Annotated in this window: 23 protein-coding genes and 1 pseudogene; 10 read left to right on the top strand and 14 right to left on the bottom strand. The window is 72.0% G+C overall.

What is annotated here, in order from left to right:
• Position 1 precedes the first annotated feature (1 nt).
• The 9 genes from VFC33_08680 (at position 2) to VFC33_08640 (ending at position 9,833) form a co-directional block, all read left to right on the top strand.
• Positions 2-1,606 carry an FAD-dependent thymidylate synthase gene (locus VFC33_08680; GenBank protein ID HZR13311.1) on the top strand — a complete coding sequence of 535 codons (1,605 nt, stop codon included), beginning with the start codon at positions 2-4 and terminating at the stop codon, positions 1,604-1,606.
• 874 nt (positions 1,607-2,480) lie between these two features.
• A complete protein-coding gene (locus tag VFC33_08675; protein ID HZR13310.1) occupies positions 2,481-2,744 on the top strand; it encodes a DUF4193 family protein in 264 nt (87 codons plus the stop codon).
• A 177-nt stretch (positions 2,745-2,921) separates the two neighbouring features.
• Positions 2,922-4,451 (top strand): apolipoprotein N-acyltransferase, encoded by a 1,530-nt coding sequence (lnt, locus tag VFC33_08670; protein HZR13309.1) that lies wholly within the window; start codon positions 2,922-2,924, stop codon positions 4,449-4,451.
• Positions 4,448-5,137, top strand: coding sequence for a hypothetical protein (locus VFC33_08665; GenBank protein ID HZR13308.1), 690 nt, complete (start codon positions 4,448-4,450; stop codon positions 5,135-5,137). Before lnt ends, VFC33_08665 begins: the two co-directional genes overlap by 4 nt.
• 7 nt (positions 5,138-5,144) lie before the next feature.
• Positions 5,145-5,612, top strand: a complete 468-nt coding sequence (locus tag VFC33_08660; protein ID HZR13307.1) for a GNAT family N-acetyltransferase — start codon at positions 5,145-5,147, stop codon at positions 5,610-5,612.
• 4 nt (positions 5,613-5,616) lie between these two features.
• Positions 5,617-6,051, top strand: a complete 435-nt coding sequence (locus VFC33_08655) for an NUDIX hydrolase (GenBank protein HZR13306.1) — start codon at positions 5,617-5,619, stop codon at positions 6,049-6,051.
• Positions 6,052-6,262: 211 nt separating this feature from the next.
• Positions 6,263-7,480 (top strand): ATP-binding protein, encoded by a 1,218-nt coding sequence (locus VFC33_08650; protein HZR13305.1) that lies wholly within the window; start codon positions 6,263-6,265, stop codon positions 7,478-7,480.
• Positions 7,477-8,649, top strand: coding sequence for an HDOD domain-containing protein (locus tag VFC33_08645; GenBank protein HZR13304.1), 1,173 nt, complete (start codon positions 7,477-7,479; stop codon positions 8,647-8,649). The genes VFC33_08650 and VFC33_08645 overlap by 4 nt, the downstream gene beginning before the upstream one ends.
• On the top strand, positions 8,646-9,833 hold the full coding sequence (locus tag VFC33_08640) for an HD domain-containing phosphohydrolase (GenBank protein ID HZR13303.1): 1,188 nt from the start codon (positions 8,646-8,648) through the stop codon (positions 9,831-9,833). Before VFC33_08645 ends, VFC33_08640 begins: the two co-directional genes overlap by 4 nt.
• Before the next feature lie 51 nt (positions 9,834-9,884).
• On the opposite strand, the gene gcvPB is transcribed toward VFC33_08640, so the two are convergent.
• From gcvPB to gcvH, 12 genes and pseudogenes are all read right to left on the bottom strand, one after another.
• Positions 9,885-11,414, bottom strand: a complete 1,530-nt coding sequence (gene gcvPB, locus VFC33_08635) for an aminomethyl-transferring glycine dehydrogenase subunit GcvPB (GenBank protein ID HZR13302.1) — start codon at positions 11,412-11,414, stop codon at positions 9,885-9,887.
• On the bottom strand, positions 11,411-12,754 hold the full coding sequence (gene gcvPA / locus VFC33_08630) for an aminomethyl-transferring glycine dehydrogenase subunit GcvPA (protein HZR13301.1): 1,344 nt from the start codon (positions 12,752-12,754) through the stop codon (positions 11,411-11,413). Before gcvPA ends, gcvPB begins: the two co-directional genes overlap by 4 nt.
• 133 nt (positions 12,755-12,887) lie before the next feature.
• Positions 12,888-13,976, bottom strand: a complete 1,089-nt coding sequence (gene gcvT, locus VFC33_08625; GenBank protein HZR13300.1) for a glycine cleavage system aminomethyltransferase GcvT — start codon at positions 13,974-13,976, stop codon at positions 12,888-12,890.
• A complete protein-coding gene (locus VFC33_08620; protein HZR13299.1) occupies positions 13,973-14,461 on the bottom strand; it encodes a hypothetical protein in 489 nt (162 codons plus the stop codon). Before VFC33_08620 ends, gcvT begins: the two co-directional genes overlap by 4 nt.
• A 25-nt stretch (positions 14,462-14,486) precedes the next feature.
• Positions 14,487-15,023, bottom strand: a complete 537-nt coding sequence (locus VFC33_08615) for a MerR family transcriptional regulator (GenBank protein HZR13298.1) — start codon at positions 15,021-15,023, stop codon at positions 14,487-14,489.
• A 149-nt stretch (positions 15,024-15,172) separates the two neighbouring features.
• Entirely contained in the window at positions 15,173-15,655 is a 483-nt protein-coding gene (locus tag VFC33_08610) for a bifunctional nuclease family protein (protein HZR13297.1), read from the bottom strand.
• A gap of 99 nt (positions 15,656-15,754) precedes the next feature.
• Entirely contained in the window at positions 15,755-16,384 is a 630-nt protein-coding gene (hpt, locus tag VFC33_08605) for a hypoxanthine phosphoribosyltransferase (protein HZR13296.1), read from the bottom strand.
• Positions 16,381-17,283: a MerR family transcriptional regulator gene (locus VFC33_08600; protein HZR13295.1), complete on the bottom strand. Its 903-nt coding sequence runs from the start codon at positions 17,281-17,283 to the stop codon at positions 16,381-16,383. Before VFC33_08600 ends, hpt begins: the two co-directional genes overlap by 4 nt.
• A gap of 3 nt (positions 17,284-17,286) precedes the next feature.
• On the bottom strand, positions 17,287-17,646 hold the full coding sequence (locus tag VFC33_08595; GenBank protein HZR13294.1) for an FHA domain-containing protein: 360 nt from the start codon (positions 17,644-17,646) through the stop codon (positions 17,287-17,289).
• A 37-nt stretch (positions 17,647-17,683) separates the two neighbouring features.
• Positions 17,684-17,751, bottom strand: a pseudogene (locus tag VFC33_08590) (zinc-ribbon domain-containing protein).
• A gap of 68 nt (positions 17,752-17,819) precedes the next feature.
• The gene (locus VFC33_08585) at positions 17,820-18,587 is read right to left on the bottom strand and encodes a biotin/lipoate A/B protein ligase family protein (GenBank protein ID HZR13293.1); all 768 of its coding nucleotides are present in this window, start codon (positions 18,585-18,587) and stop codon (positions 17,820-17,822) included.
• Positions 18,584-18,970 (bottom strand): glycine cleavage system protein GcvH, encoded by a 387-nt coding sequence (gene gcvH / locus VFC33_08580; GenBank protein HZR13292.1) that lies wholly within the window; start codon positions 18,968-18,970, stop codon positions 18,584-18,586. The genes VFC33_08585 and gcvH overlap by 4 nt, the downstream gene beginning before the upstream one ends.
• A gap of 109 nt (positions 18,971-19,079) precedes the next feature.
• Here gcvH and VFC33_08575 point away from each other — a divergent pair, with 109 nt between their 5' ends.
• Positions 19,080-19,592 (top strand): pyridoxamine 5'-phosphate oxidase family protein, encoded by a 513-nt coding sequence (locus tag VFC33_08575; GenBank protein HZR13291.1) that lies wholly within the window; start codon positions 19,080-19,082, stop codon positions 19,590-19,592.
• Positions 19,593-19,719: 127 nt separating this feature from the next.
• Here the strand turns inward: VFC33_08575 and VFC33_08570 are convergent, their stop codons facing one another.
• A complete protein-coding gene (locus tag VFC33_08570; GenBank protein HZR13290.1) occupies positions 19,720-22,212 on the bottom strand; it encodes a sugar phosphate nucleotidyltransferase in 2,493 nt (830 codons plus the stop codon).
• Complete coding sequence (locus VFC33_08565; protein HZR13289.1) at positions 22,209-22,850, bottom strand: CDP-alcohol phosphatidyltransferase family protein; 642 nt, start codon at positions 22,848-22,850, stop codon at positions 22,209-22,211. Before VFC33_08565 ends, VFC33_08570 begins: the two co-directional genes overlap by 4 nt.
• Positions 22,851-22,886 lie beyond the last annotated feature (36 nt).

The raw sequence follows: 22,886 nt of genomic DNA, 5'->3' as shown, positions 1-22,886 counted from the left end.
CATGCTGTACGTCGACGAGGAGTTCAGCGAGGACGAGGCGGCGATCCTCCGGCCGTACTTCTCGAACCTCCGGGGTCCGGTGTTCGCGCTGGTCAACCTCCCGGAGGTGGTCAAGGGCGCACTCTTCGCGAGGTACTCCCGGAGCTCGAAGAGCCTCCGCCGCCTGTTCCTCGACGAGTTCGTCGGCAACCTGGACCTCACCGGTGATCTGACCGTCGACGCCACGATCGGGCTCCGCCGCGCCGAGGAGCTGTACGAGCGCGTCTTCGTCGAGTACGGCGACGACTCGGTCGCGCAGCTCGGCGGCGTGCACCTCGCGTGCGAGCAGGCGTCGAACCTCCTGACGAAGGTGCTCGAGTGGGGCCGGCTCATGGCGTACCTCGAGCAGTCGACGCGCTACATCCCCTACGACGTCCGGCTCGGCGGCCGCTACCGCTACTGGCGCGACCCGGCCATCACCAGCTCCGCAGTCGGCGCGCGCTACGTCGCCGACATGGACGGCTTCTTCGACACGTACCGCTCGCTGTTGCCCGTCATGCTCGAGTGGGCGCGCGACCGCTACCCGAAGGAACCCGGCGACTCCGACTTCGTCTACAAGCAGACGATCAAGGCGAAGGCCTGCGACGCGATCCGCGGGATCCTCCCCGCGGCGACGCTCTCCAACGTCGGCATCTACGGCACGGGCCAGGCGTTCGAGGCACTGCTCCTCCGGATGCGCGCGCACCCGCTCCCCGAGGCCCGCAGCTACGCGGACATGATGCTGCACGAGCTGCGCAAGGTGATCCCGTCGTTCCTGAGCCGCGTCGACCGCCCCGAACGCGGCGTGGCGTGGAGCCGGTACCTCGAGGACGTGCGGGTCGACGCGGCCGACGTCGCGTACCGGATCTTCGGCGCCGAGCCGCCGGAGCCGCGCCCGGCGGTGACCCTCACGGACTTCGATCCCGACGGCGAGGACAAGGTGCTCGCCGCGATCTGCTACCCGTACACGAACCTCCCCGAGGACCAGGTGCTCGCACGCGTCCGGAGGCTCGGCGCGGAGGACAAGCTCGCGATCATGCGCGCGGCGGTGGGGGAGCGGACGAACCGCAGGCACAAGCCGGGACGCGCGTTCGAGCGGACGTCGTACCGCTTCGACGTGCTGTCGGACTACGGCGCGTTCCGCGACCTGCAACGACACCGCATGCTGACGATCGAGTGGCAGCCGCTCACACCACAGCACGGGTACGAGGTGCCGGACGCGGTGCACGAAGCCGGCGTCGTCGATCACTTCGACGACGCGATGCAACGCAGCGCGACGCTGTACGACGCGCTCGCACCGCACTTCCCCGAGCACGCGCCGTACGCGGTGTCACTCGCGTACCGGATCCGGTTCGTGATGCAGATGAACGCGCGCGAGGCGTTCCATCTCCTCGAGCTGCGCAGCTCACCGCAGGGTCACCCCGCGTACCGGCGGGTCGCACAGGAGATGCACCGGCTGATCGCGGAGGAGGCCGGTCACCGGGTGATCGCGGAAGCCATGCAGTTCGTCGACCACGGCGCGTACGACCTCGAGCGGCTCGAGTCCGAACGAGCGGCCGAGCGGCGACGCACCGCGCCGAGCAGCTGAGCCGGGCAGCTGAGCCGAGCGGTGTGCCGCGCGCTGCGCGCGCGGACTCCGGCGGCGCGTGCGCGCGACCCCGAGAAATTCTCGGACGGCATGACCTGCAGGGATGCGCGACCACGCAGGTCAGCGCGTCGCGGGCGGCCCGCGCCCCGCTTGACACGAGGGCCTCTTCTCGGGCTCACTACTGAGCGTCCCCGCACCCTGTTGCCGGTCGTGGGCCTTCCGGCGAGGCCCTGAGCCCCGCGGGAAGGGGGCATGAGGGACCGGGGGTCCAGGAGGCCAAGTAGAGAACGCTGCGACAACCCGGCCGGTCTCCGGCGCGGGCCACACAGCGGCCCCAACGGCCTCCTGGGCCTCTCGTTTCTTTGGACGCGCTCTTGCTTGTCTGACGCGCTCGCTGCGGGCCGGGATACCCGGCCCGCGGACGCTCGCCGCTACGGGCGGCCAACGGCTGCTTGCACGCGAGGTGCCTCTTCCAAACGCGGGCACGCGCCCGGAATGCGAACGCGTCGCGCGGTGTTCAGGCGCGTGCAATTGGGCGTGGGGGCCGGGGTTATACTCCCGCACCCCGCTCGCCCGAGAGACGTTTCCGCCCCCCGAGTTGTCGCGAGCGAAGGTCGGGTAGGGGAGTCGCGCACTGCCCGACGCGTCGCGGTGGAGCACACCCATGGCCGAAGACGAATTCGACGACGAAGAACCAGATCTGGACGACGAGGACCTCGAGCTCGACGAGGACGACGAGGCGCTCGAGCTCGACGAGGACGACGACGACCTCGACGTCGACGTCATCGACGACGAGGAGGCCGTCGAGGAGACCGACATCGAGGTCCCGACCTCGCCCGCCGCGCTGACGACGACCGACGAAGAAGACGACGAGATCGTCGACCTCGACGAGGAGCTGCACCCCGACGACGTCGAGGAGCCGCTCGACGTCCTGCTGCTCGAGCGGACCGCGAGCGGCAGCCTCGAGGACGACGAGGAGCTGGAGGACGACGAGGCCGAGACGGACGACCGCGGCGACGGCTCCGGTCGGATCCTGCCCCGCCGGGCCGACGAGTTCCTCTGCTCGTCGTGCTTCCTCGTCCTGCCTCGCACCCAGCTCGCGGACGAGGCCAAGATGGTCTGCCGGGACTGCGCCTGACGCGACGTTGCGGCGCCGCGCCCGGTCGCCCGCACCCGACCGCACCGCCTGCCGAGCCGAGGGGACGCCCCGCTGTCGACCTCCGCCGCCGCTCCCGCGCCCGAACGCCGAGCGGACGCGCCCGACCCGACGGCCGGCGGCCGCGTCCCGTCGCGTGACGCGCGCACGCGCACGGAGGTGCAAGCGTGGACGCGCTTCGCCGCCGCGGTCGCGGCCGGGCTGCTCCTGTCGTGCGCGCGTCCACCGCTCGACGTCGGCCTGCTCGGCCTCGTCGCGCTCGCGCCGCTCTGGTGGGCGTGGCGCGACGTGTCCCCGGGCCGCGCCGCGCTCCTCGGGCTCGTCGCGGGTGCGGCGTACTACGGCGTACTCGTCTCGTGGGTGTGGTACTTCGGCGCGGTCGCGATCGTGCCGCTCGTGCTCGTCCTCGCGGCATCGTGGGCCGGCGCGGGCGCGGTCGTCGCGTGGCTCGCCCGGCGGGGCGTCCGGTCGCCGTTCCTCCTCGCCGCGGTCTGGGTGCTGTTCGAGACCGTCATCGGGCGGTGGCCCGTCGGCGGCCTGTCGTGGGGCGAGGTCGGCTACACGCTGCACGGCGTCGGGTTCGGCCGCGCGCTGGCGAGCTGGGGCGGCGTGCTGTTCGTGTCGTATGTCGCGGTCGCGTGCAGCGCGCTCGTCGTCGACGTCGTCGTCGCCGCGCGCACCCGCCGGCTCTCGGCCGTACGCGGCGTCGCGATCGGTGCCGTGGTCCTCGTCGCCGTCGTCGTGGTCGCGGACGTCACGCGCTTCACGCCCCGGCCCACGGGCACGTTGCGGTACGCGCTGTTGCAGGGCAACGACAAGGACCGCGATCTGACCCAGCGGGAGATCGACTCCGAGTTCCTGACGCAGAGCCATCTCAGGCTCGCGGCGACGCTGCACGGCCACTACGACCTGATCGTGTTCCCCGAGTCGTCGCTCGACAACGATCCCGAAGAGGACCCACCCACGCGCGCCGCGCTCGTCGACGTCGCGCGCGCGCACGGTGCCGACGTCCTCGCGAACGCGATCACCACGGACGCGAGTGGTCGGTCGTTCAACACGAACCTGCTGTACGAGCCGGACGGGACGCTGCAGGGGACGTACTCGAAGCAGCACCTCGTGCCGTTCGGTGAGTACATCCCGTTCAAGAGCGTGTTCGGGCACATCGGTGCGACGCGTCAGATCCAGACGCTGTTCACCCACGGACACGGCGACCACGTCTTCCACGTCGCCGGCAAGCCGATCGGTTCGATCATCTGCTTCGAGTCCGCGTTCGGGCCGCTCGTGCGGGGCTACGTGCGCAAGGGCGCGCAGGCGATCGTCGTGACGACGAACAACCGCTCGTATCGGCGGTCGTCGAACTCGGCGCAGCACATCGAGACGAGCCAGATGCGCGCGGCCGAGACGGCCCGCCCCGTCCTGCACGCGTCGATCTCGGGGATCACCGCGGTGTTCGACGCGTCGGGCCACGAGCTGCGGCACACGCGGCTGTTCCATGACGCCGTCGTGACCGGGACGGTGACGACGACGACGGGCCAGACGCCGTACGTCCGGTACGGCGACTGGGTGGTGTGGGGGAGCGCGCTGGCGGTCGCGGCAACGGTGGCGGTCGCGATCAGGCGTCGTAGACTCGCCGCGCCCGGAGACGCCGCCGGCGAGGAGCCGGTCATCCACCCGACGGAGCGGACGTGACGGACGACCAGCAGAAGAACCCGGTGGAACGCGCGCTCGACGTCCTGGTGTACGCGCCGATCGGTCTCGCGCTGTTCGCGCGCGACACCGTTCCCACGGTGTGGAACACGCTCGCTGCGCGCGGCCGCGCGGAGATCGAGCACCAGCGTGGCGCGGCCGAGTCCAGGATCGGCCAGGCCAAGACGATCGGACGGTTCGCCGTCGACTACGGCGCGCCGATGGTGCGCCAGAAGGTCGAGCAACGCCTCGGCGAGGCACGCGAGCGCGCCGAGCAGACCTTCAGCGGGCTCGTCGTGCACCGCGGTGGTCTCGACACGTCGGCTCCAGGCGACGAGGGCCTCGTCGTCGCCCGTCCGGCGGACGTCGCGGACGTCGTGGACCTCGCGCAGGCGGAGGCGGAGCCCTCCGAGCCGGCCGCCGCGCCGTCGCCGCCGCCCTCAACCTCGAGCGCCGCGAACGGCGACCGCGAGGACCTGACGGTCGTCAACGGCGCGCCGGAGCCCGCGATCGACGACGCGTTCCATGCCGCGCTGCCGATCCCCGACTACGACGAGCTGTCCGCGTCGCAGGTCGTGCAGCGCCTGCCCGGGCTCGGGCACGACGAGCTCGAGGCGATCCGGGTCTACGAGACGCGCGGTCGTGGCCGTCGGACGATCCTCGGCAAGATCGACCAGCTCGCGCACTGAGCGGACCATGGAGTCCGCTCGGCGCGCGACGCGAGACGACGTCGCGCGCGTCGCCGAGCTCGCGCGCGCGATGCGCGCCGAGCTGCGATCGATGCGCGGCGGGGCACTGTGGTCCGAGCGCGAAGCGTGGGCCGAGCCGCTCGAGGACGTGTACGCGTCGCTGCTCGAACGTGACGACGCGCGTCTCTTCGTCGGGACGATCGGCGACGTGGTCGTCGGCTACGGCGCCGTCGTCGTCGAGTCGTTGCACGACGGCGCGCGCCTCGGCGTCGTCACCGACCTGTTCGTCGAGGACGGCGCGCGCGCCGTCGGCGTCGGCGAGTCGCTGATCGAGTGCGTGCTCGCGTTCACCGCCGAGCAGCGCTGTGTCGGCGTCGACGCGCTCGCGCTGCCGGGCCACCGCGCGGCGAAGAACTTCTTCGAAGGCTCCGGTTTCACGGCTCGGGCGATCGTCATGCACCGGCCGGCCGGGTGAGGTCGTGACGGCCGTCGACCACGTACCCGAGCTCGCGGTCGGTGCGGTCGCCGTGCGCGGCCGCGAGCTGTTGCTCGTCCGGCGGGGACGAGGCCCGGCGCAGGGCTGCTGGTCGGTCCCCGGCGGGCGCGTCGAGTTCGGCGAGGACCTGCGCGAGGCCGTCGTGCGCGAGCTCCTCGAGGAGACCGGCCTCGAAGGCGTCGTCTCACGCTTCCTCGGCTGGGTCGAGCGGATCGGCACCGACCCGGAGCCGTACCACTTCGTCATCCTCGACTTCGTCGTCGACGTCCTCGACCCCGGAACCCCCGTAGCCGGCGACGACGCCACCGAAGCCGCCTGGTTCCGCTTCGACGAGCTCTCCGACCTGATGCTCGTCGACGGCCTCTACGAGTTCCTCACCGAACACGAAGTCCTCACCGACCTGGAGCTCGAGCTCTGAGCGGGGCGCGCCAAAGGTCAGTCACGCTTCACCGAAGCATCAGTAGGCCCCAGCCCGACCCACGCTTCGCTGAGCGCGGGCGGGGTCGGGCTTATGGGCGTCGGCAAACCCGAGAGCCCATAATCCCCGTTATGTCAAGTCACCAACCCGGGCGTGGGTGACGCACGCTCCCCGCTCTCAAGCGGCTGGTCGCGGCGCCGATCAGACAACGATGACCAGCGCCGGGCTCGGCAAACCGGCTCGCGACGACGCGGCGGCGTTCCGCGCCTTGTTCACGCGCGCCGCGACGGGCATCGTCGAGCTCGACGTCCACGGCCGCATCCGGCGAGCCAACCCGCGTCTCGCGGCGATGCTCGGCCGGACGGCCGGCGACCTCGAGGGGCGCCGGCTGACCGAGCTCGCCGGCGCGGTCCACGCCCGCCGGCTGGAGGACGAGATCGACCGTCTCGTCGCCGATGGACCCGGCTCGTTCGACACCGAGCTGCGCCTGAGCCGCCCGGACGGCACCCCGGTGTGGGCCGACGTGTCGCTCGTGTACGTCCGGGGCTCGGACGGCGAGCCGCCCGGCCTCGTGGGGCTGCTGAAGGACGTGACGGTGACCAAGCGCCTCGAGCTCGAGCGCCAGCACGGGGCGAAGATGGAGGCCGTCGGCCGTCTGGCCGCGGGCATCGCGCACGAGCTGAACACACCGATCCAGTTCATCGGCGACAACGTCCACTTCCTCGACGAGGCCTGCCGCAACCTCGTGACCCTGGCGGACCGGCTCGCCGCGCTGTGCGAGCACGGCGTCGAGCTGCGTGCCGCGCAGCAGGACGCCGACGTCGACTACCTCCGCGACGAGGTTCCCCGCGCGGTCGAGCAGACGCTCGACGGCGTGGAGCGCGTCGCTCGCATCGTGAAGGCGATGAAGGCGTTCGGGCATCCCGAGGCGCAGGAGCAGAAGGCCTACGACGTCAACCGCGCGATCGAGTCGGCCCTGACGGTCGCGCACAACCAGGTGAAGTACGTCGCCGACGTCGAGACCGATCTCGGCGACCTGCCGCTCGTGCGCTGCTACCCCGGCGACGTCAACCAGGCCCTGCTGAACCTGATCGTGAACGCGGCGGAGGCCGTCGAGGAGCGCGTCGCGCACGACGGCGGGCGCGGGCGCGTCGCGGTACGGACCTTCGTCGACGGCGACGACGCGGTCATCGAGGTGTCCGACGACGGGCCGGGCGTGCCGTCGGCGCTCCGCTCCCGCATCTTCGAGCCCTTCTTCACCACCAAGGAGATCGGCAAGGGCACGGGCCAGGGCCTCGCGCTCGTGCACGGGGTCGTGGCGGAGAACCACGGTGGCTCGGTCGACGTGCGGTCGACGCCCGGGCACGGCGCGACGTTCGTCGTGCGCCTCCCGGTCGCCGGCCTCCCGACGACGGCGGTCGCGCCGTGAAGCGTGTCCTCGTCGTCGACGACGAGTCGCGCGTCGTCGATGCCATGCACCGCACATTGCGCAGCGAGCGACGCTGGTGGTCGGTGACCACCGCGACGACGGGCGACGACGCGGTCGCGCAGCTCGACGACGAGCCGTTCGACGCGATCGTCACCGACATGCTCATGCCCGGGATGGACGGCGCCGAGCTGCTCGCGATCGCGCGCGAGCGCCGGCCCGAGACCCTGCGCATCGTCCTCTCCGGGCACACCGACCGCGATCTCGCGCTGCGCGCGCTCCCCGTCGCGCACCAGTTCCGGTCGAAGCCGTGCAACGGCGCGGACCTGAAGAGCACGATCGGGCGGGGCCTGATGTTCCACGATCTCGTGGTCGACGCGTCGCTGCGCCGGGGCGTCGGGCGCATCGCCGCGCTCCCGACGCCCGCGCACACCGCCGACGCGCTCGTCGCGCTCCTCGACGGGCCCGCGCCGACGACGGACGCGATCGCCGCCGCGCTCGTCGAGGACGTCGCCGCGACCGCGAAGCTGCTGCAGATCGTCAACTCGTCGTTCTTCGGCCTGCCGGGTGGCGGACGCGCCGATGTGCGCACCGCGGTCCGCTACCTCGGGGTCGAGGCGTTGCGCGCGATCTTCCTCGGCGAGGGGCTGCTGGTGCGCGCGGACGGCCCCGGCCTCGACGAGACGACGCTCACGCGCGTCGCACGCCGGTCACTGGTCGTCGCCACGCTCGCGCGCGAGCTCGTCTCCGATCCGACGAGCGCGCACGCCGCGTTCGCGGCCGGGTTGATGCTCGACGTCGGCCGGCTGGTCGTCGCGTCGGACGAGACGACGTCCACGGCCCGCGACGATGACGACGAGGTGCTCGGCGCGACACTGAACCAGATCGGCGCCTCGCTGCTCGCGATGTGGGGCCTGCCCCAGCCGATCGTCGAGGCCGTCGCCCGCCAGCACATGGCGCCGCTCATCGCGGGTGGCGACGAGATCCCCGTCATCGAGATCACCGACGCCGTGTATCTCGCCGACACGCTCGTCCGCCGTCTCGACGGCGACGCCCCGCTCCCCCACGAGGCTGACGACCCGCTGGACGCGTTCGGGCTCGGTGCCCGTACCGCCGAGCTGGAGACGCTCGCGGCGCGCACCGCGGCATCGCTCGATCGGAGGGTCGCGTGACCGACGCGACCCGCCCGACCGTACTGCTCGTCGACGACGACGTCGCGCTGCTCGACGGCCTGCGCCGTCACCTGCGCCAGGAGTTCGACGTGCACACCGCGAGCGACGGCGACGCCGCGCTCGGGTCTCTGCGCGCGCTCGACGGCTGCGCGGTCGTCGTGGCGGACATGATGATGCCCGGCATGCGGGGCACAGAGCTCCTGGCACGCGCGCGGGACGAGCACCCCGACGTCGTCCGCGTCCTGCTGACCGGCTATGCCGACGTCGACGCCGCGATCGACGCAGTCAACCACGCGGGCACGTTCCGGTTCCTCTGCAAGCCGTGCTCGACGGACGAGCTGCGCGACACCCTGCGCGCCGCCGTCGAGCAGTACCGGCTCGTCGTCGCCGAGCGGGAGCTGCTCGAGCAGACGTTGCGCGGCACGATACGGGCGCTCTCGGAAGCGCTCGCGCTGTCGCATCCGAAGGCGTTCGCGCACGCGGTCCGCCGCGCCGAGATCGTCGGAGAGCTCGTCGACGGGCTGCCGGAGAACGAGAGGTGGCCGATCGAGGTCGCCGCGATGGTCGCGGACATCGGTGTCGTCACGTTGCCGCCCGACGTCGTCGACAAGCTGTACGGCGGCACGCCGCTCACGCCGAGCGAGTGGGTGATGGTCGACCGGGTGCCCGAGGTCGCGGAGCGCGTGCTCGGCCCGATCCCCCGCCTGGATGCGGTCCGCGCGATCCTCCGCCACCAGGACCGCCGCTACGACGGGCTGGACGCGGCGGGTGGACCCGTCGGCGCGGGCATCCCGCTCGGCGCGCGCGTGCTGAAGATCGCGCGGGACCTCGAGGAGATCGAGAGCAGCGGCGGCTGGTCACCGGTCGAGGGTGTGGAGCTCCTGCGACGCCGGACCGGCGCGTATGACGCTGAGCTGCTTGCGCGCCTGGCCGAGCGGCGCGCTGCGAACGCGCGCACCCGTGTCGTCGAGATCGCGCTCGACGAGCTCGACGACGTCCCGGTCGGTGCCGTGCTCGCGCGTGATCTCGTCGCCGCGAACGGCATGCTGCTCGCGGCGCGCGGACAGCCGTTCACCGCAGGGATGCGCGAGCGCCTGCGCAACTGGCCGACGCGCCTCGAGCTGCGCGAGCCGCTGCTCGTGTCGGTCCCCGTCGACTCGTCCGTCGACGCGCTCCCAACGTGAACATGCGGCACTCACGTACGCATTGCGTACGTGAGTGCCGCATCTCGACGCTTACGGCGTCCAGCGCAGCCTGAGCTCCTTGGCGGCCCGGACCTCGTCGACGCGTGAGACGGGCGTCGTGCGCGGTGCCGCACGCGCGGCTTCGCCGCCGTCGCGTCGCGCCTCCTCCACGATGTGCTCGAACGCCTGTGCCATCGCCTCAACGGTCTGCGGGCTCTCGGTCTCGGTCGGCTCGACCATGAGCGCCTCGTCGACGATGAGCGGGAAGTACATCGTCGGCGGGTGGAAGCCCTCCTCGATGAGCCGCTTCGCGAGATCGAGGGCCTTCACGCCGGTGTCGCGCTTGACGTTCGACGCCGACGCGACGAACTCGTGCATGCACGGCTCGTCGTACGGGAGCTCGAACACGTCGCGTACACGCTCCTTCAGGTACCGCGCGTTCAACACCGCGGCCTGCGCGACGCGCTGCAAGCCGTCGCCGCCGTTGGCGAGGATGTACGAGTAGGCGCGCGCCAGCGCGAGCGCGTTGCCGTGCCAGCCGTGGATGCGGCCGATCGAGCGCGGTGGTGTCGTCCACACGTACCGGTTCGTCGGCTCGTCGAGCACCGGTCGCGGGCCCGGCAGGAACTCGACCAGCCGCGGCGCGACCGCCACCGGACCGGCGCCCGGCCCTCCCCCACCGTGCGGCACCGCGAACGTCTTGTGCAGGTTCATGTGCACGATGTCGAAGCCCATGTCGCCGGGCCGCACCTCGCCGAGGATCGCGTTGAGATTGGCGCCGTCGTAGTAGAGGAGCCCGCCGGCCTCGTGGACGGCGCGCGCGATCTCGACGATGTCGGTCTCGAAGAGCCCGAGCGTGTTCGGGTTGGTGAGCATCAGGCCGGCGACGTCGTCGTCGACGAGCGCGCGCAGCGCGTCGAGGTCGACGAGCCCGCGCCCGTCGGACGGCACCTCGACCGTCCGGTACCCGCCGAGCGTGACCGACGCCGGGTTCGTGCCGTGCGCGGAGTCCGGGATCAGGACCTTGCTGCGCGCCGCGCCCTGCGCCTCGTGCCAGGCGCGCATCAGCAGCAGACCGGTGAGCTCGCCTTGCGCGCCCGCGGCGGGTTGCAGCGTGGCGGCCGCCATCCCCGTGATGCGGCACAAGACGTCCTCGAGCTCGACGAGCAGCCGCATCCAACCCTGGGTCTGCTCCGCGGGCTGCGCGGGATGCACGCCCGTCAGCCCCGGCAGCGACGACGCGACGTCGCACAGCTTCGGGTTGTACTTCATCGTGCACGAGCCGAGCGGGTACGCGCCGAGGTCGACCGAGTAGTTGCGCTGGGTGAGACGGGTGACGTGCGCGACGAGGTCCCGCTCCGACACCTCGGGCAGCGCGGGAGGATCGTCCGCGAGGTGGCCCGCAGGGACCAGATCGCCGGCATCCCACTCGGGCATGCCGGTCTCGCGGAACGACCACGCGCGCCGGCCGGGCGACGACAGCTCGAACACCACCGGCTCGTCGTGACGTCCCATCACCGACGCCGACCACGCCTGCCCCGCGTTCGCGTCGCGCAGGATCTCGGGCGCGTTGCGCGTCATGACCGCACCGCCTTCTCGAACGCGGTCGCGAAGTCGTCGACCTCCGCACGCGTGCGCGTCTCGGTCACCGCGAGCAGCACGCAGTCGTCCATGCCCGGGTAGTGCTCGCCGAGCGCGACGCCGCCGAGGTAGCCCTCCTCCGCGAGACGCTCGAGCACGAGGTCGGCGGCAACGGGCGTGCGCAGCGCGAACTCGTACAACGTCGGTGCGCTCGTTGCCGGCTCGACCGCGGGGATCCGCAGCAGCTGCTCGCGCGCGTACCGCGCGCCACGCGCGCATCGCAGTGCGAGCTCGCGCAGGCCATGCGGTCCGAGCCACGCGAGATGGATCGCGGCCGCGATCGCGATCAGCGTCTGGTTCGTGCAGACGTTCGACGACGCCTCCGCGCGCCGGATGTGCTGCTCGCGGGTCGACAGCGTCAGGACGAACGCGCGCCGCCCGTCCTCGTCGGTCGTCTCGCCGACGAGACGACCGGGGAGCCAGCGCCGCACGTACGGCGCGTGGCGCGTCGCGAACAGACCGACGTACGGGCCGCCGAACCCGACCGGGGTTCCGAACGGCTGCCCCTCCCCCACCGCGACGTCCGCGCCGAGGTCACCGACCGACCGCAACAGGCCCGCGGCGACCGGATCCGCCTGCGCGACGAGCAGCGCCCCGGCGTCGTGCGCGCGACGGGCGGCGTCGCCCACGTCCTCGATGCAGCCGAACACGTTCGGGTGCGCGACGAGCAGCGCGGCCGGCTCGCCGAGCTCGTCGGGCCAGCGCGTCACGCCGTCGACCACGGGCGCCTCGCGGATCTCGAGCCGCGGGCCGGTCAGCGTCCGTACGACGTCGCGCACGTGCGGATGCACCGCGGCCGACACCCACGCGACCCGCCGCTTCGTCGCCGCGGCCGCGAGGTTGAGGCCTTCGACCGCCGCGGACGCGGCGTCGTAGAGCGACGCGTTCGCGACGTCGAGCCCGAACAGCGCGCACACCATCGTCTGGTACTCGAACAGCGCCTGGAGCACGCCCTGGGAGAGCTCGGCCTGGTACGGCGTGTACGACGTGACGAACTCGCTGCGGAACGTGAGCGCGCGCACGGCCGCCGGCAGCTCGTGCTCGTACGCGCCGAACCCGGCGAACGACACCAGCCCGCCCACCGCGGGCCGGTTCGCCCCGGCGAGATCCTCCATCGCGCGCAGGACGTCGGACTCCGACGCGCCCGGCGCGACATCGAGGCCACCGGCGAGGCGGACGGCGTCGGGGATGTGCGCGTAGAGGTCGTCGAGCGACGCGAGGCCGAGGAACTCGAGCATCGCCGCGATCTCGGCGTCGGTGTGCGGGACGTAGTGGCCCATCCGCCTCCCTCTCGTGGGTCCGCCTGCCCAGTCTCGCGGACCAACGCCCGCAACCCGCGATCCCGTGCTCCGCTCGCTCGCCTGCTCCCGCTGAACGGCGACCCCGCCTACTCCCGCCGAACGGCGATCCCGCCTACCTGTGCACGAACGGAGGTTTGGTCACGGCTGCCGGGACGCTCCGCCCGCGCACGTCGACGTCGACCACCTCGCCGATGCCGATGTCGGGATGCAGGAACGCGAGCGCGATGCCCCGCTCGAGCGTCGGCGAGAAGTTCCCGCTCGTGACCTCGCCGACCCGCTCCCCGTGCCGCGACACGCGGTAGCCCGACCGCGGGATCTGGCGGCCGTCGAGCAGCAGGCCACGGAGCCGCCGTGACACGCCGGCCCGTTCCTCGGCCTGCAACGCCTCGTGACCGCGGAAGGGGCCCTTGTCGGGCCGGACGACCCAGCCCAGGCCGGCCTGGTACGGCGTGATCCCGGGCCCGAGCTCGTGGCCGTGGAGCGGGAGGCCCATCTCGAGGCGCAACGTGTCGCGGGCGCCGAGCCCCGCCGGGGTGATGCCGGCGGCGAGCAGCGCGTCCCAGCACGAGCCAGCGACGGCAACGGGCACGTGCAGCTCGACGCCGTCCTCACCCGTGTAGCCCGTGCCCGCGACCCAGCCGGCCTCGCCGTGCCACACCAACGGCCGCACCGCGAACCGTGCCGTCCCGGCGGCATCCGGCGCGACCTCCGCGAGCAGCTCGCGGGCGGCCGGGCCCTGGACGGCGAGGACGGCCCGCTCGCCCGTGACGTCGTCGACCGTGCACTCCTCGCCGCCGGCCTGCCGGGCCGCGTCGCGGAGCGCGTCGACGAGGGGTGCGGTGTTCGACGCGTTCGGCATGACGAGGAACTCGTCGTCCGCGACCCACCACACGATCACGTCGTCCACGACGTGCGCGTCCACCTCGTCGAGCAGGTGCGTGTACTGCGCCCGCCCCGGGCCGATGCGTCGGAGGTCGTTCGTGAAGGCCCACTGCAGCGCGTCGAACGCGCCTGGGCCGCGCACGGCGACCGAGCCCAGGTGCGACACGTCGAACACGACGGCACGCTGGCGGCAGGCGCGGTGCTCCTCGAGCACGCCGGTGTACTGGATCGGCATCTCCCAGCCGCCGAACTCGGCCATGCGCGCGCCGAGCTCGCGATGGCGTTCGTCGAGTGGGCTGTGCCGCAGCGCCTCGGTCACGCGGGTTCGGCCTGGGCGCGCGTCCTGCGTCGCCGGGCCCGCGGCGGAGCGCTCCGGCGCGCTCGGCGCTCGTCGTCGGTGTCGCTGTCGCCGCGGCCGTCGTCGTCGTCCTCGACGTCGAAGCGCAACGGCGGGACGTCGGCGTCCGTCACGTCGCCGCTGAGCTGCGACGGCGGCTCGAGGCCGTACTTCACGAGCAGGCGCAGGTAGTCGCGCTGGTAGAGGACCTTGATGCGGACCTCGGGATGCAGCTCACGCAGACGTCGAGCCTTGCGGTTCTTCTTCGTGACGAGCTTCTGGTTGAGCGTCGTGATCTCGATGAAGAGGTCGTACGCGGGCAGGAAGAAGTCGGGCGTGAACGCCTGCGCGGGGTTGCCGTCGCGGTCGCGCTCGAGGACGAAGGTGCGCGGCTCGTACTCCCACGCGATGTCGTAGAAGTCGAGCAGCTTCGCGAACTGCCGCTCGGAGTTGTGCGCGAAGCGCACGTGCTCGTGGGGCAGCCGCTCGATGTCAGCCTCCGGCCCGCGCGGTCACCGCGCCCCCGGCACGCTTCGCGGGGCGCGCACGCGTCTGCTCGAGCTCGTGGATGCGCGCGTCGAGCTCCTCGACGACCGTGCCGAGCGGGACGATGTTCAGCACGCCCTGGCCCTGGCGCACGAGGTCGACGAGCTCCTCGCCGGTGCTCGCGAGCACCGAGCGCGTCCCGTTGAGGACGAGACTCGCGGACGCGATCTCCTCGCCGAGCTGCGCGCGCAGGTACTCGATCGCCTTGCGGGCGGTCTGCAACGACACGCCCGCGTCGAGCAGGCTCTTGATGACCTTGAGCGCGACGAGGTCGCGGTACGAGTACCGCCGCTGCGTGCCGCTCCCCTGCGCGTCGGCGAGCGACGGGCGGATCAGATCGGTGCGGGCCCAGTAATCGAGCTGCCGGTACGAGATCCCGACGAGCTTGCACACCTGCGGGCCGCGGAAGCCCTCCTCGCTCGAGGACTCTGCCCACAGCTGGCCGTTGCCGCCCTCAGGGGTCCTGTCGTGCGCGTCCGCCATGGTTCTCCGCCCCGGTGGTCGTCCGCCCTGGAAGTTGCAGGCTCGTAGTTACGGGGATGTCGAACCTAGCCTGCCTCGACCTCCACGTCAACGTACGGGACCTGGAGGTCCAGCTGCGGTCGAGGAACGGGCTGCCCGGGCGAACGGCCCTACTGGGCGAAGTCCTCGGGGCGGACCTGGTCGAGGAACTCGCGGAACTCCTCGATCTGCTCCTCTTCCTCCTCGGCCTCGAAGAGGACCCCCGCTTCGTCGAGGACCGCCTCCTCGACGAAGATCGGCACCTGCTCGTCGTAGCGCACCGCGAGCGCGATCGCGTCGGACGGGCGTGACGAGATGCGGTGCGTCTCACCGTTCTGCACGATCTCGATCTCGGCGTAGAACGTGCCCTCGTGGAGCTCGGTGATCACGACGCGCTCCATGCGCGCGGCGAGCTCGTCGAGCACCGACTTGAACAGGTCGTGGGTGAGGGGCCGGGGCGTCTCCATGCCCTGCAGCGCGTACACGATCGCGGTGGCCTCGGGCGGCCCGATGAAGATCGGGAGATGGCGCTGCCCGTCCTGCTCGCGCAGCAGGACGATCGGCTGGTTCGTCGGGACTTCCACTCGGACACCGACCAGCGAAACACGGATCACGGCTCGCCTCCCGACACTCGGGCGCCACCCTACCACCAGGCCTCCGCAGCGCAGTCGGCGAGCAACGCTGCGGTCCGCGTACCCGCCGCGGATGCGCCGCTACCCCTCGTGGTCGCGTTCGTCGTGCTCGCGCTCACCACGCGCGCGTGCGTACAGCGCGGCAACGAGCGCGGCCGGATCACGACGCAGCGCGCGCCGGTCCGCCTCGACGACGTCGCCGAGGTTGCGGAAGAGGTCCGCGTGGTGGAGTCCGTAGCCGAGGACGAAGACGTCGTCGATCTGCTCGCCGCGGTAGCGCACGTCGAGCGGCACGATGCGGCGCACGGGACGGTCGAGCAGCGCGCACACGTCGACGCGTCGCGGCGCGCGCGACTCGAGCTGGCGAATGAGGTACGAGAGTGTGAGACCGGTGTCGACGATGTCCTCGACCAGCACGACGTCACGGCCCGCGACGTCGGCCTCGAGGTCCTTGAGGATGCGCACGCGGCCGGAGTCGGGCGCGTAGCGCGAGATCGCGATGAAGTCGACCTCCACGGGGACGCGCGTGATCGCGCGCGCGAGGTCCGCCAGGAAGATCAGCGCGCCCTTGAGCACACCGACGAGCACGACGCCGTCGGGATGGTCGTCCTCGATCCGCGTCCCGAGCCGTGTGACGCGCGCTGCGATGTCCGCGCGCGACAGCAGCGGCCGCCAATCCGGGGCCGCCGCGTGCGCGCCGGTCGCGGTCACTCGCTCAGTGCTTCGCGGACCGCGCGGCGCAGGTACGCGGTGCGCAGCCCACGTCCGAGACGGGCGAGCTCCTCGAGCTGCTCCTGCGCGCGGGCGCGTGCCTCGGGGTTGCGCTGCCTGAGGTAGCCGAGGAGCACCTGCTCGAACAGCACCGCCTCGCGCTCCGCGAACGTGCGGTACATCCGCAGGTGCCGGGCCTCGACGCCGTGCCGGAAGAACCCCGACGCCAGGCGTGCGATCGCCAGTCCGTCCTCGTCGAACAGGACGCGGTCGCCGGTCTGGAGCGACGGCGTGAGGAGGCCGTACGCCTCGAGCTCCGCGAGCTGCGCGTCGTCGAGACCGGCCGCGCGCGCGAGCTCGGCGCGGGTGAGGCTCGCGCCGCTCGCGCTCGTCGTCAGCTGCTCGGCGGTGCCGTCGTCGAGCGGGAGGTCGGGACCGCTGCGACGGCTGACGCGCCTCGTCTCCGGCGCGACCGGCTCCGGCGCGGGCGGTTCCGGCGCGGACGGCGCGCTCGGCGCGACGTCCACGAGCCGCGCGGGCTCTTCGCCGTCGGCCGGCGCGATCTCGTCCACCGCCGCCTCGCTGGCGACGAGGTCGTCGAGGGCGCCGCCGGACGCGTCGAGCTCCTCGAGCCGGCCGCGGATCACCTTGAGCGGCAGGAAGTGCTCCTTCTGCTGGCGGAGGATCCAGCGCAACCGGTCGACGTCCGACGCGTAGAACTTGCGGTAGCCCGACGGCGTGCGCTCGGGATCGATCAGCCCCTGGCTCTCGAGGAAGCGGATCTTCGAGATCGTGATGTCCGGGAACTCGTCGCGCAGTGCCGTCAGCACCTCGCCGATCGACTGGTGCGTCCCGTTGGCGGAACGTGACGTGGTGCCCGGCGCGCGGTGCTCGGCCATCGCTCAGCCCTCGCGCCCGGCGAGGAGGAACGTCAGGACGTACCGCCCGATCTGCAGCTCGTCGCCGCTGCGCAGGGGCCGCTCCTCCACGCGCTCGCGGTTGACGTACGTACCGTTGAGCGAGCCGACGTCGCGCAGCACGTAGCCGCCCTCACGGCGCTCGAAGACCGCGTGCCGGCGCGACACGGTGATGTCGTCCAGGAAGATGTCGGAGTCGGGGTGGCGCCCGGCGGTCGTGGACGCCCGGTCGAGCACGTACGTGCTCCCGGCGTTCGGCCCTCGGCGCACGACGAGCATCCCCATCCCGTCCGGCAGCTCGCCCAGGGCGATCGACGTCTCCGCCGCCTCGCCGCGCTCGGGCACCGGCGACAACGAGACCGTGGTGTCGTCACCGGGCAGCGGCGAACCACACGAGGAACAGAAGTTCGCGCCTTCCTCGTTGGGATGACCGCATCGGGGACAGATCACGCATTCAGGGTACCGACGGCGCGCGCGTGCGGCAACGAACCGTGGACGTCACGCGCACGTTGAGCCCGTCAGCCGTGGACGACGACCGCGCGGCTCTTGGCGATGCCCTCGACCACGACGCTCGACCTCCACGTGACGTCGAGGGTTCGCTCGAAGGCGCTGGTCAACGCGCTCGCGACCGTGGCGACGTCGTGCGGCGCGCCGAGGTCGGCCAGCGTCACGGTCGACGCCGCGAGGCGCTCCCGCATCGCCGCCCGCGCCCGGTCGTCCTCGAAGCGCAGGACGTCCGCCTCGGTGACCGGGAGTGGCTCGCACCGCAACGAGCCGTGCTGGAGCACGCAGCCGTCGCGCTGCAGCTGCGCCGACCCGCACAGCTTGCGGCCTCGGACGCGCAGGTCGGCGCCCTGCGCGGCCGCGAAGCACGCCGCTCCGGCACGACCTTCGCCGTGCGCCACCGCGGCGTCGACGCCGAGATCGGCGAGCGCCGCGACGAGCACGGCCGCGAGACGCTCGTAGAGCTCGGCGACCGTGCCGGCCCGTCCTTCGGGCCGCGGCATCGCGACCGCGTACGTCACGTCGGCGCCGTGCAGGAGCGCGCGTCCGCCGGTCGGACGCGCTACGACGTCGACACCGAGGTGCGCGCACGCGTTCTCGTCGACGTCGTCGCGTGGTTGGAACCGGCCGAGCGTGAGCGTGGGCTGCCGCCACGTGTAGAGCCGCAGCGCGGGCTCGGCACCGCGCGCGACGTCGTCGAGCAGCACGACGTCGGCGGCCATCTGTTCGGCCGCGGTGAGATCCCGACCGACGTCGTCGACGAGACGCCAGGTGCGGGTCACTGCTCGTCGACGAACGAGCGATACGCCGTAGCGTCGAGCAGGCGGTCGACCTCGCCGGCGTCCGCGAGCTCGAGCACGAACAGCCAACCGTCGCCGTAGGGGTCCTGGTTCACGAGCTCCGGTGTCTGCGCGAGCGCGTCGTTCACCTCCACGACGGTCCCGGTCAGCGGCGCGTACACCTCGGACACGGACTTCGTCGACTCGACCTCGCACACGCTGCTGTTCGCGACCGCGTTCGTGCCGGTGTCCGGGAGCTGCACGTACACGACGTCGCCGAGCGCGTCCTGCGCGTAGTCCGTGATGCCGACGCGCGCCCTGCCCCCGCCCTCGACGCGCACCCACTCGTGCTCGCGCGTGTAGCGGACGTCATCGGGGAACTCCATGGACGCACCTCGCTCGTCGGTCGGATGGCTCGCGGCCGGCGGGATCGTACGCGCCGAGCGCACCGGAGGACGAGCGTGCGCGCCCGGGGGAACGGGTACGCGCGCTGGCATGGATCGACACGAGGTCAGGCAGGAGCTCGACCAGCCCGCCGCGCAGCAGCTCCTGCAGCACGCGGGCCTCGCCCGCCTCGCGTACAACGGTCCCGACGGCCTGCCGCGCGTCGTGCCCGTCGGGTTCCTCTGGAACGGCGAGAACGTCGTCGTGTGCACGGGGACCACCGCGCCGAAGGTTCGGGCGATCTCGGAGCGTCCGGAGGTCGCGCTCACCATCGACGTCGGCGACACACCGGACGGCGCGAAGGCGTTGCTGATGCGCGGCGTCGCAACGGTCGACATCGTCGACGGCGTCGCCGACGAGTACCTCGCGATGTCGCGCAAGGGACTGGCCGAGGAGCTCGGCGAGGAGGGATTCGCCGAGTTCGAGCGTCAGGTTCGTGCGACCTACGACGCGATGGCGCGGATCTCGGTGGAGCCCCGATGGGCGCGGCTGTACGACTTCGGCGCCGGCCGGCTCCCGGCCTACCTCGCCGACCTCGTGGCGAACGCGGCTCAGAACCAGTGAGGACCGCAACCACAGGCGCGCAAGAGGCACCTCCCGTGCAAGACGCTGTTGGCCGGCTGGAGCGGCGAGCGTCCGCGGGCCGGGTATCCCGGCCCGCAGCGAGCGCGTCAGAGATATCGCTGACCGGTCAGCGCAGCGCTTGACGGATCCTGCGCGCGTACTCCTGCGCGAGCTGACGGGCGTCGTGGTCCGACGGGCCCTCGGCCCACACGTGCGTCACCGCCTCCTCCGGATCGGGGAGGACGAGCGCCCAGCCGTCCTGATGGAGGAGCTTGACGCCGTCGACGAGGATCATCTCGCGGTCCTTCGCCCGCTCGACGACCTCGCGCATGACGGCGCCCTTGCGGTCCCACGGCGTCGCGACCGCCTCGTGCGCGACGTGCACCGCCGGGAGCCGACGCACGATCGACGACAACGTGTGACCGGTCGCGGCCATGAGGTCGAGCGTCTTCGCCAACGTCGCGATGGCGTCGAACGCGGGCAGGAACTCGGGCCAGATGAACCCGCCCTCCTGCGACGCCGCGAAGTCGACGCTGTCGTTCGACGCCACCTCCATGATGTGCGCGTTCGACAGCTTGGTCCACACGATCTCGGCGCCGTGCGCCTCCGCGATGCGCTCTGCCTCGCACGAGACCGACACCGGCAGGCCGATGCGCGCGTTCGGCGTGACCTCCACGACGAGCGTGAGGAGCGCGAGCAGAGCCTGGTCGGCCGAAAGCACGTGACCCTCGTCGTCGATCAACGTCGCGGTCTCGCCGTCGGGATCGATGACGACACCCAGGTGACTCCCCGACGCCCGCACGAGGTCGACGATGCGGCCGATGCGCGCGCGCCGGTCGTCGAGCGCGGCAGCAGCGGACGCGGTGCTTGCGTACGGGTTGACCGCGAGGACGTCGGCACCGAAGCGCGACAGCACCGTCGGCAGCACGAGTGAGCTCGCGCCGAACGAGTAATCGAGGACGACCTTGTAGCCGTTCTCGCGGACGCGCGGCGCGTCGACGAGGTTCTCGATCGCGGCGCTGTAGAACTCGATCGCCCGGGGCGGGAACACGATGTCGCCGATGTCGCCGGCGAACGCGCGCCGGTAGTCCTCGCGGTAGAGCAGCCGCTCGATCTTCCGTTGCGTCCCCTCGTCGATGTCCCGCCCGTTGGCATCGAAGAAGCGGATCTCGACGGTGTTCGGGTCACCGGGGGCGAGCCGTACGGTGATGCCACCCTGCGACTGGCCGTTGCGGATCTGGAAGCGCGTGAGCGGGACGGTCGCGAGCTCGATGTCGTCGACGCCCACCGCGGCGAGGTTGAGCCCGCCGATGATCGCCCGCTTCAACGCGCGGCTGACCCGGCTCGTGTCGCGACTCGTCGTGACCGTCACGCCCTTGCGGAGCGACGTCCCGTACGCCATCGCGATGCGCACCGCGACCTCGGGGGTGATGTCGACGTTCGCGAGCCCGCGCACGCCCCGGCGTCCGAACAGGGTGCGCGCGCCGCGGCTCTCCCACACGATCGACGAGTTGATGATCGCACCCGACTCGACCGTCTTGAACGGGTAGACCTTGACGCCCGGGTTGATCACCGCGTGCTCGCCGACGAAGCACTCGTCGCCGATGACGACGCCCTCCTCGGCGCGGGCGTGGCTGCGCAGGTCGGTCGACCGACCGACGACCGCGCCGCGTAGCCGGACGTTCGGCCCGACGTACACGTGGTCGTGGCACACCGCCCGTTCGAGGTACGCGTCGTGCTTCACGACGACGTCCGTCCCGAGCACCGTGTACTCGCGCAGGTGCGCGCCCGCCTCGACGCGGCAGTTGTCACCGATGACGACGGGACCCTCGACACGCGCGTCGGGGTCGACGTCGGCGTCTTCGCCGAGCCAGACGCCCTGCGCCATCTCGAACCCCGCGATCTCGACGCGCACGCGCCCGTCGAGGATGTCGTGGTGCGCGCGTTGGTATGCCTCGAGCGTACCGACGTCCTCCCAGTAGCCGTCGGCGACGTGGCCGAGGAGTGGCAGCTCGCGCTCGAGCACCGCGGGGAAGACGTCGCCCGAGAAGTCGACCTGCTCGCCGTACGGGATGAAGTCGAAGATCCCCGGCTCGAGCACGTAGATGCCGGTGTTGATCGTGTCGGAGAACACCTGGCCCCACGTGGGCTTCTCGAGGAACCGCTCGATGTGCCCGTCCTCGCGGGTGATCACGATGCCGAACTCGAGTGGGTTGTCGACCCGCTTCAGCGCGATCGTGCCGAACGCGTTGGCGGCCTGGTGCGCCTTCACGACCTCGGTGAGGTCGATGTCGGTGAGCACGTCGCCCGCGATGACGAGGAACGTGTCGTCGAGCTCGTCCGCCGCGTTCCGCACCGAGCCTGCGGTGCCGAGCGGCGTCTCCTCGGTGGCGTAGCGGAGCCGCACGCCGTAGTCCGACCCGTCGCCGAAGTGGTTGCGGATCTGGTTCGCGAGGAACGCGACGGTCACGACGATGTCGTCGAAGCCGTGCTCGGCGAGCAACGCGACGATGTGCTCCATCATCGGCCGGTTCGCCATCGGGAGCATCGGCTTGGGCTGGTTGCTCGTCAGCGGCCGGAGCCGGGTGCCCTCTCCCCCGGCCAGGATCACTGCCTTCACGATCGCACCTCGTTCTCACGTCCGGCCCGCGCGTGACGCCCTTCGCGCAGCGCGGCGCGGGCCTGGGGGATGTAGGTGACCGCGGCGTAGTACCCGAGCACGAGACCGCCGACGGTGAACACCCACGCGGCCGCGAGGAACCCGTCGTGCACGGCCGACCCCGAGGCCGTGTCGTGAGCGATCAGGAAGCCCGGGAAGGCGAACATCAGTGCGAGTGTTCCCGCCTTGCCCGCCCACAGCACGTCGATGCGGCGGGCGCCCGCGACCGCGAGCGCGACGACCGCCACGCTCACCAGGGCCTCGCGCACGAGCACGAGGATCCCGACCCACAGCGGCACGCTGCCGTCGACGAGCAGCGCGACCACCGCGGTGAACAGCAGCACCCGGTCGGCGGTCGGGTCGAGCACCTTCCCCACCTCGCTGCCCTGGTCGAAGTGGCGTGCGATCCACCCGTCGACCCAGTCGGTCACCCCGAGCAGGGCGAGCAGCACGATCGCGCCGACGCGCGGCTCGCCCGTCGCGAAGAGGAGCCAGACGAACACCGGCACGCACAGGAGGCGGACCAGCGAGATGACGTTCGGCACCGTGGCGACCCGACCGCGCGCAGCGGCGGCCCGGGGCGCGACGGAAGCGGTCATACCGGCGACCTTAGAGCGACGCCGAGCGCGGACACA

It is taken from the genome of Acidimicrobiia bacterium, assembly GCA_035651955.1.
Lineage (GTDB): Bacteria > Actinomycetota > Acidimicrobiia > IMCC26256 > JAMXLJ01 > JAMXLJ01.
The sequence above is the reverse complement of the archived record's forward strand: the minus strand, read 5'-3'. Positions and strand labels throughout refer to the sequence as shown.

Coding starts and splice junctions, on each gene's coding strand:
- VFC33_08575 (HZR13291.1), top strand. CDS start 19,080: ATGGATCGACACGAGGTCAGGCAGGAGCTCGACCAGCCCGCCGCGCAG.
- VFC33_08680 (HZR13311.1), top strand. CDS start 2: ATGCTGTACGTCGACGAGGAGTTCAGCGAGGACGAGGCGGCGATCCTC.
- VFC33_08660 (HZR13307.1), top strand. CDS start 5,145: ATGGAGTCCGCTCGGCGCGCGACGCGAGACGACGTCGCGCGCGTCGCC.
- gcvH (HZR13292.1), bottom strand. CDS start 18,970: ATGGAGTTCCCCGATGACGTCCGCTACACGCGCGAGCACGAGTGGGTG.
- gcvPB (HZR13302.1), bottom strand. CDS start 11,414: ATGACGCGCAACGCGCCCGAGATCCTGCGCGACGCGAACGCGGGGCAG.
- VFC33_08650 (HZR13305.1), top strand. CDS start 6,263: ATGACCAGCGCCGGGCTCGGCAAACCGGCTCGCGACGACGCGGCGGCG.
- VFC33_08615 (HZR13298.1), bottom strand. CDS start 15,023: ATGGCGGACGCGCACGACAGGACCCCTGAGGGCGGCAACGGCCAGCTG.
- VFC33_08600 (HZR13295.1), bottom strand. CDS start 17,283: ATGGCCGAGCACCGCGCGCCGGGCACCACGTCACGTTCCGCCAACGGG.
- VFC33_08565 (HZR13289.1), bottom strand. CDS start 22,850: ATGACCGCTTCCGTCGCGCCCCGGGCCGCCGCTGCGCGCGGTCGGGTC.
- gcvPA (HZR13301.1), bottom strand. CDS start 12,754: ATGGGCCACTACGTCCCGCACACCGACGCCGAGATCGCGGCGATGCTC.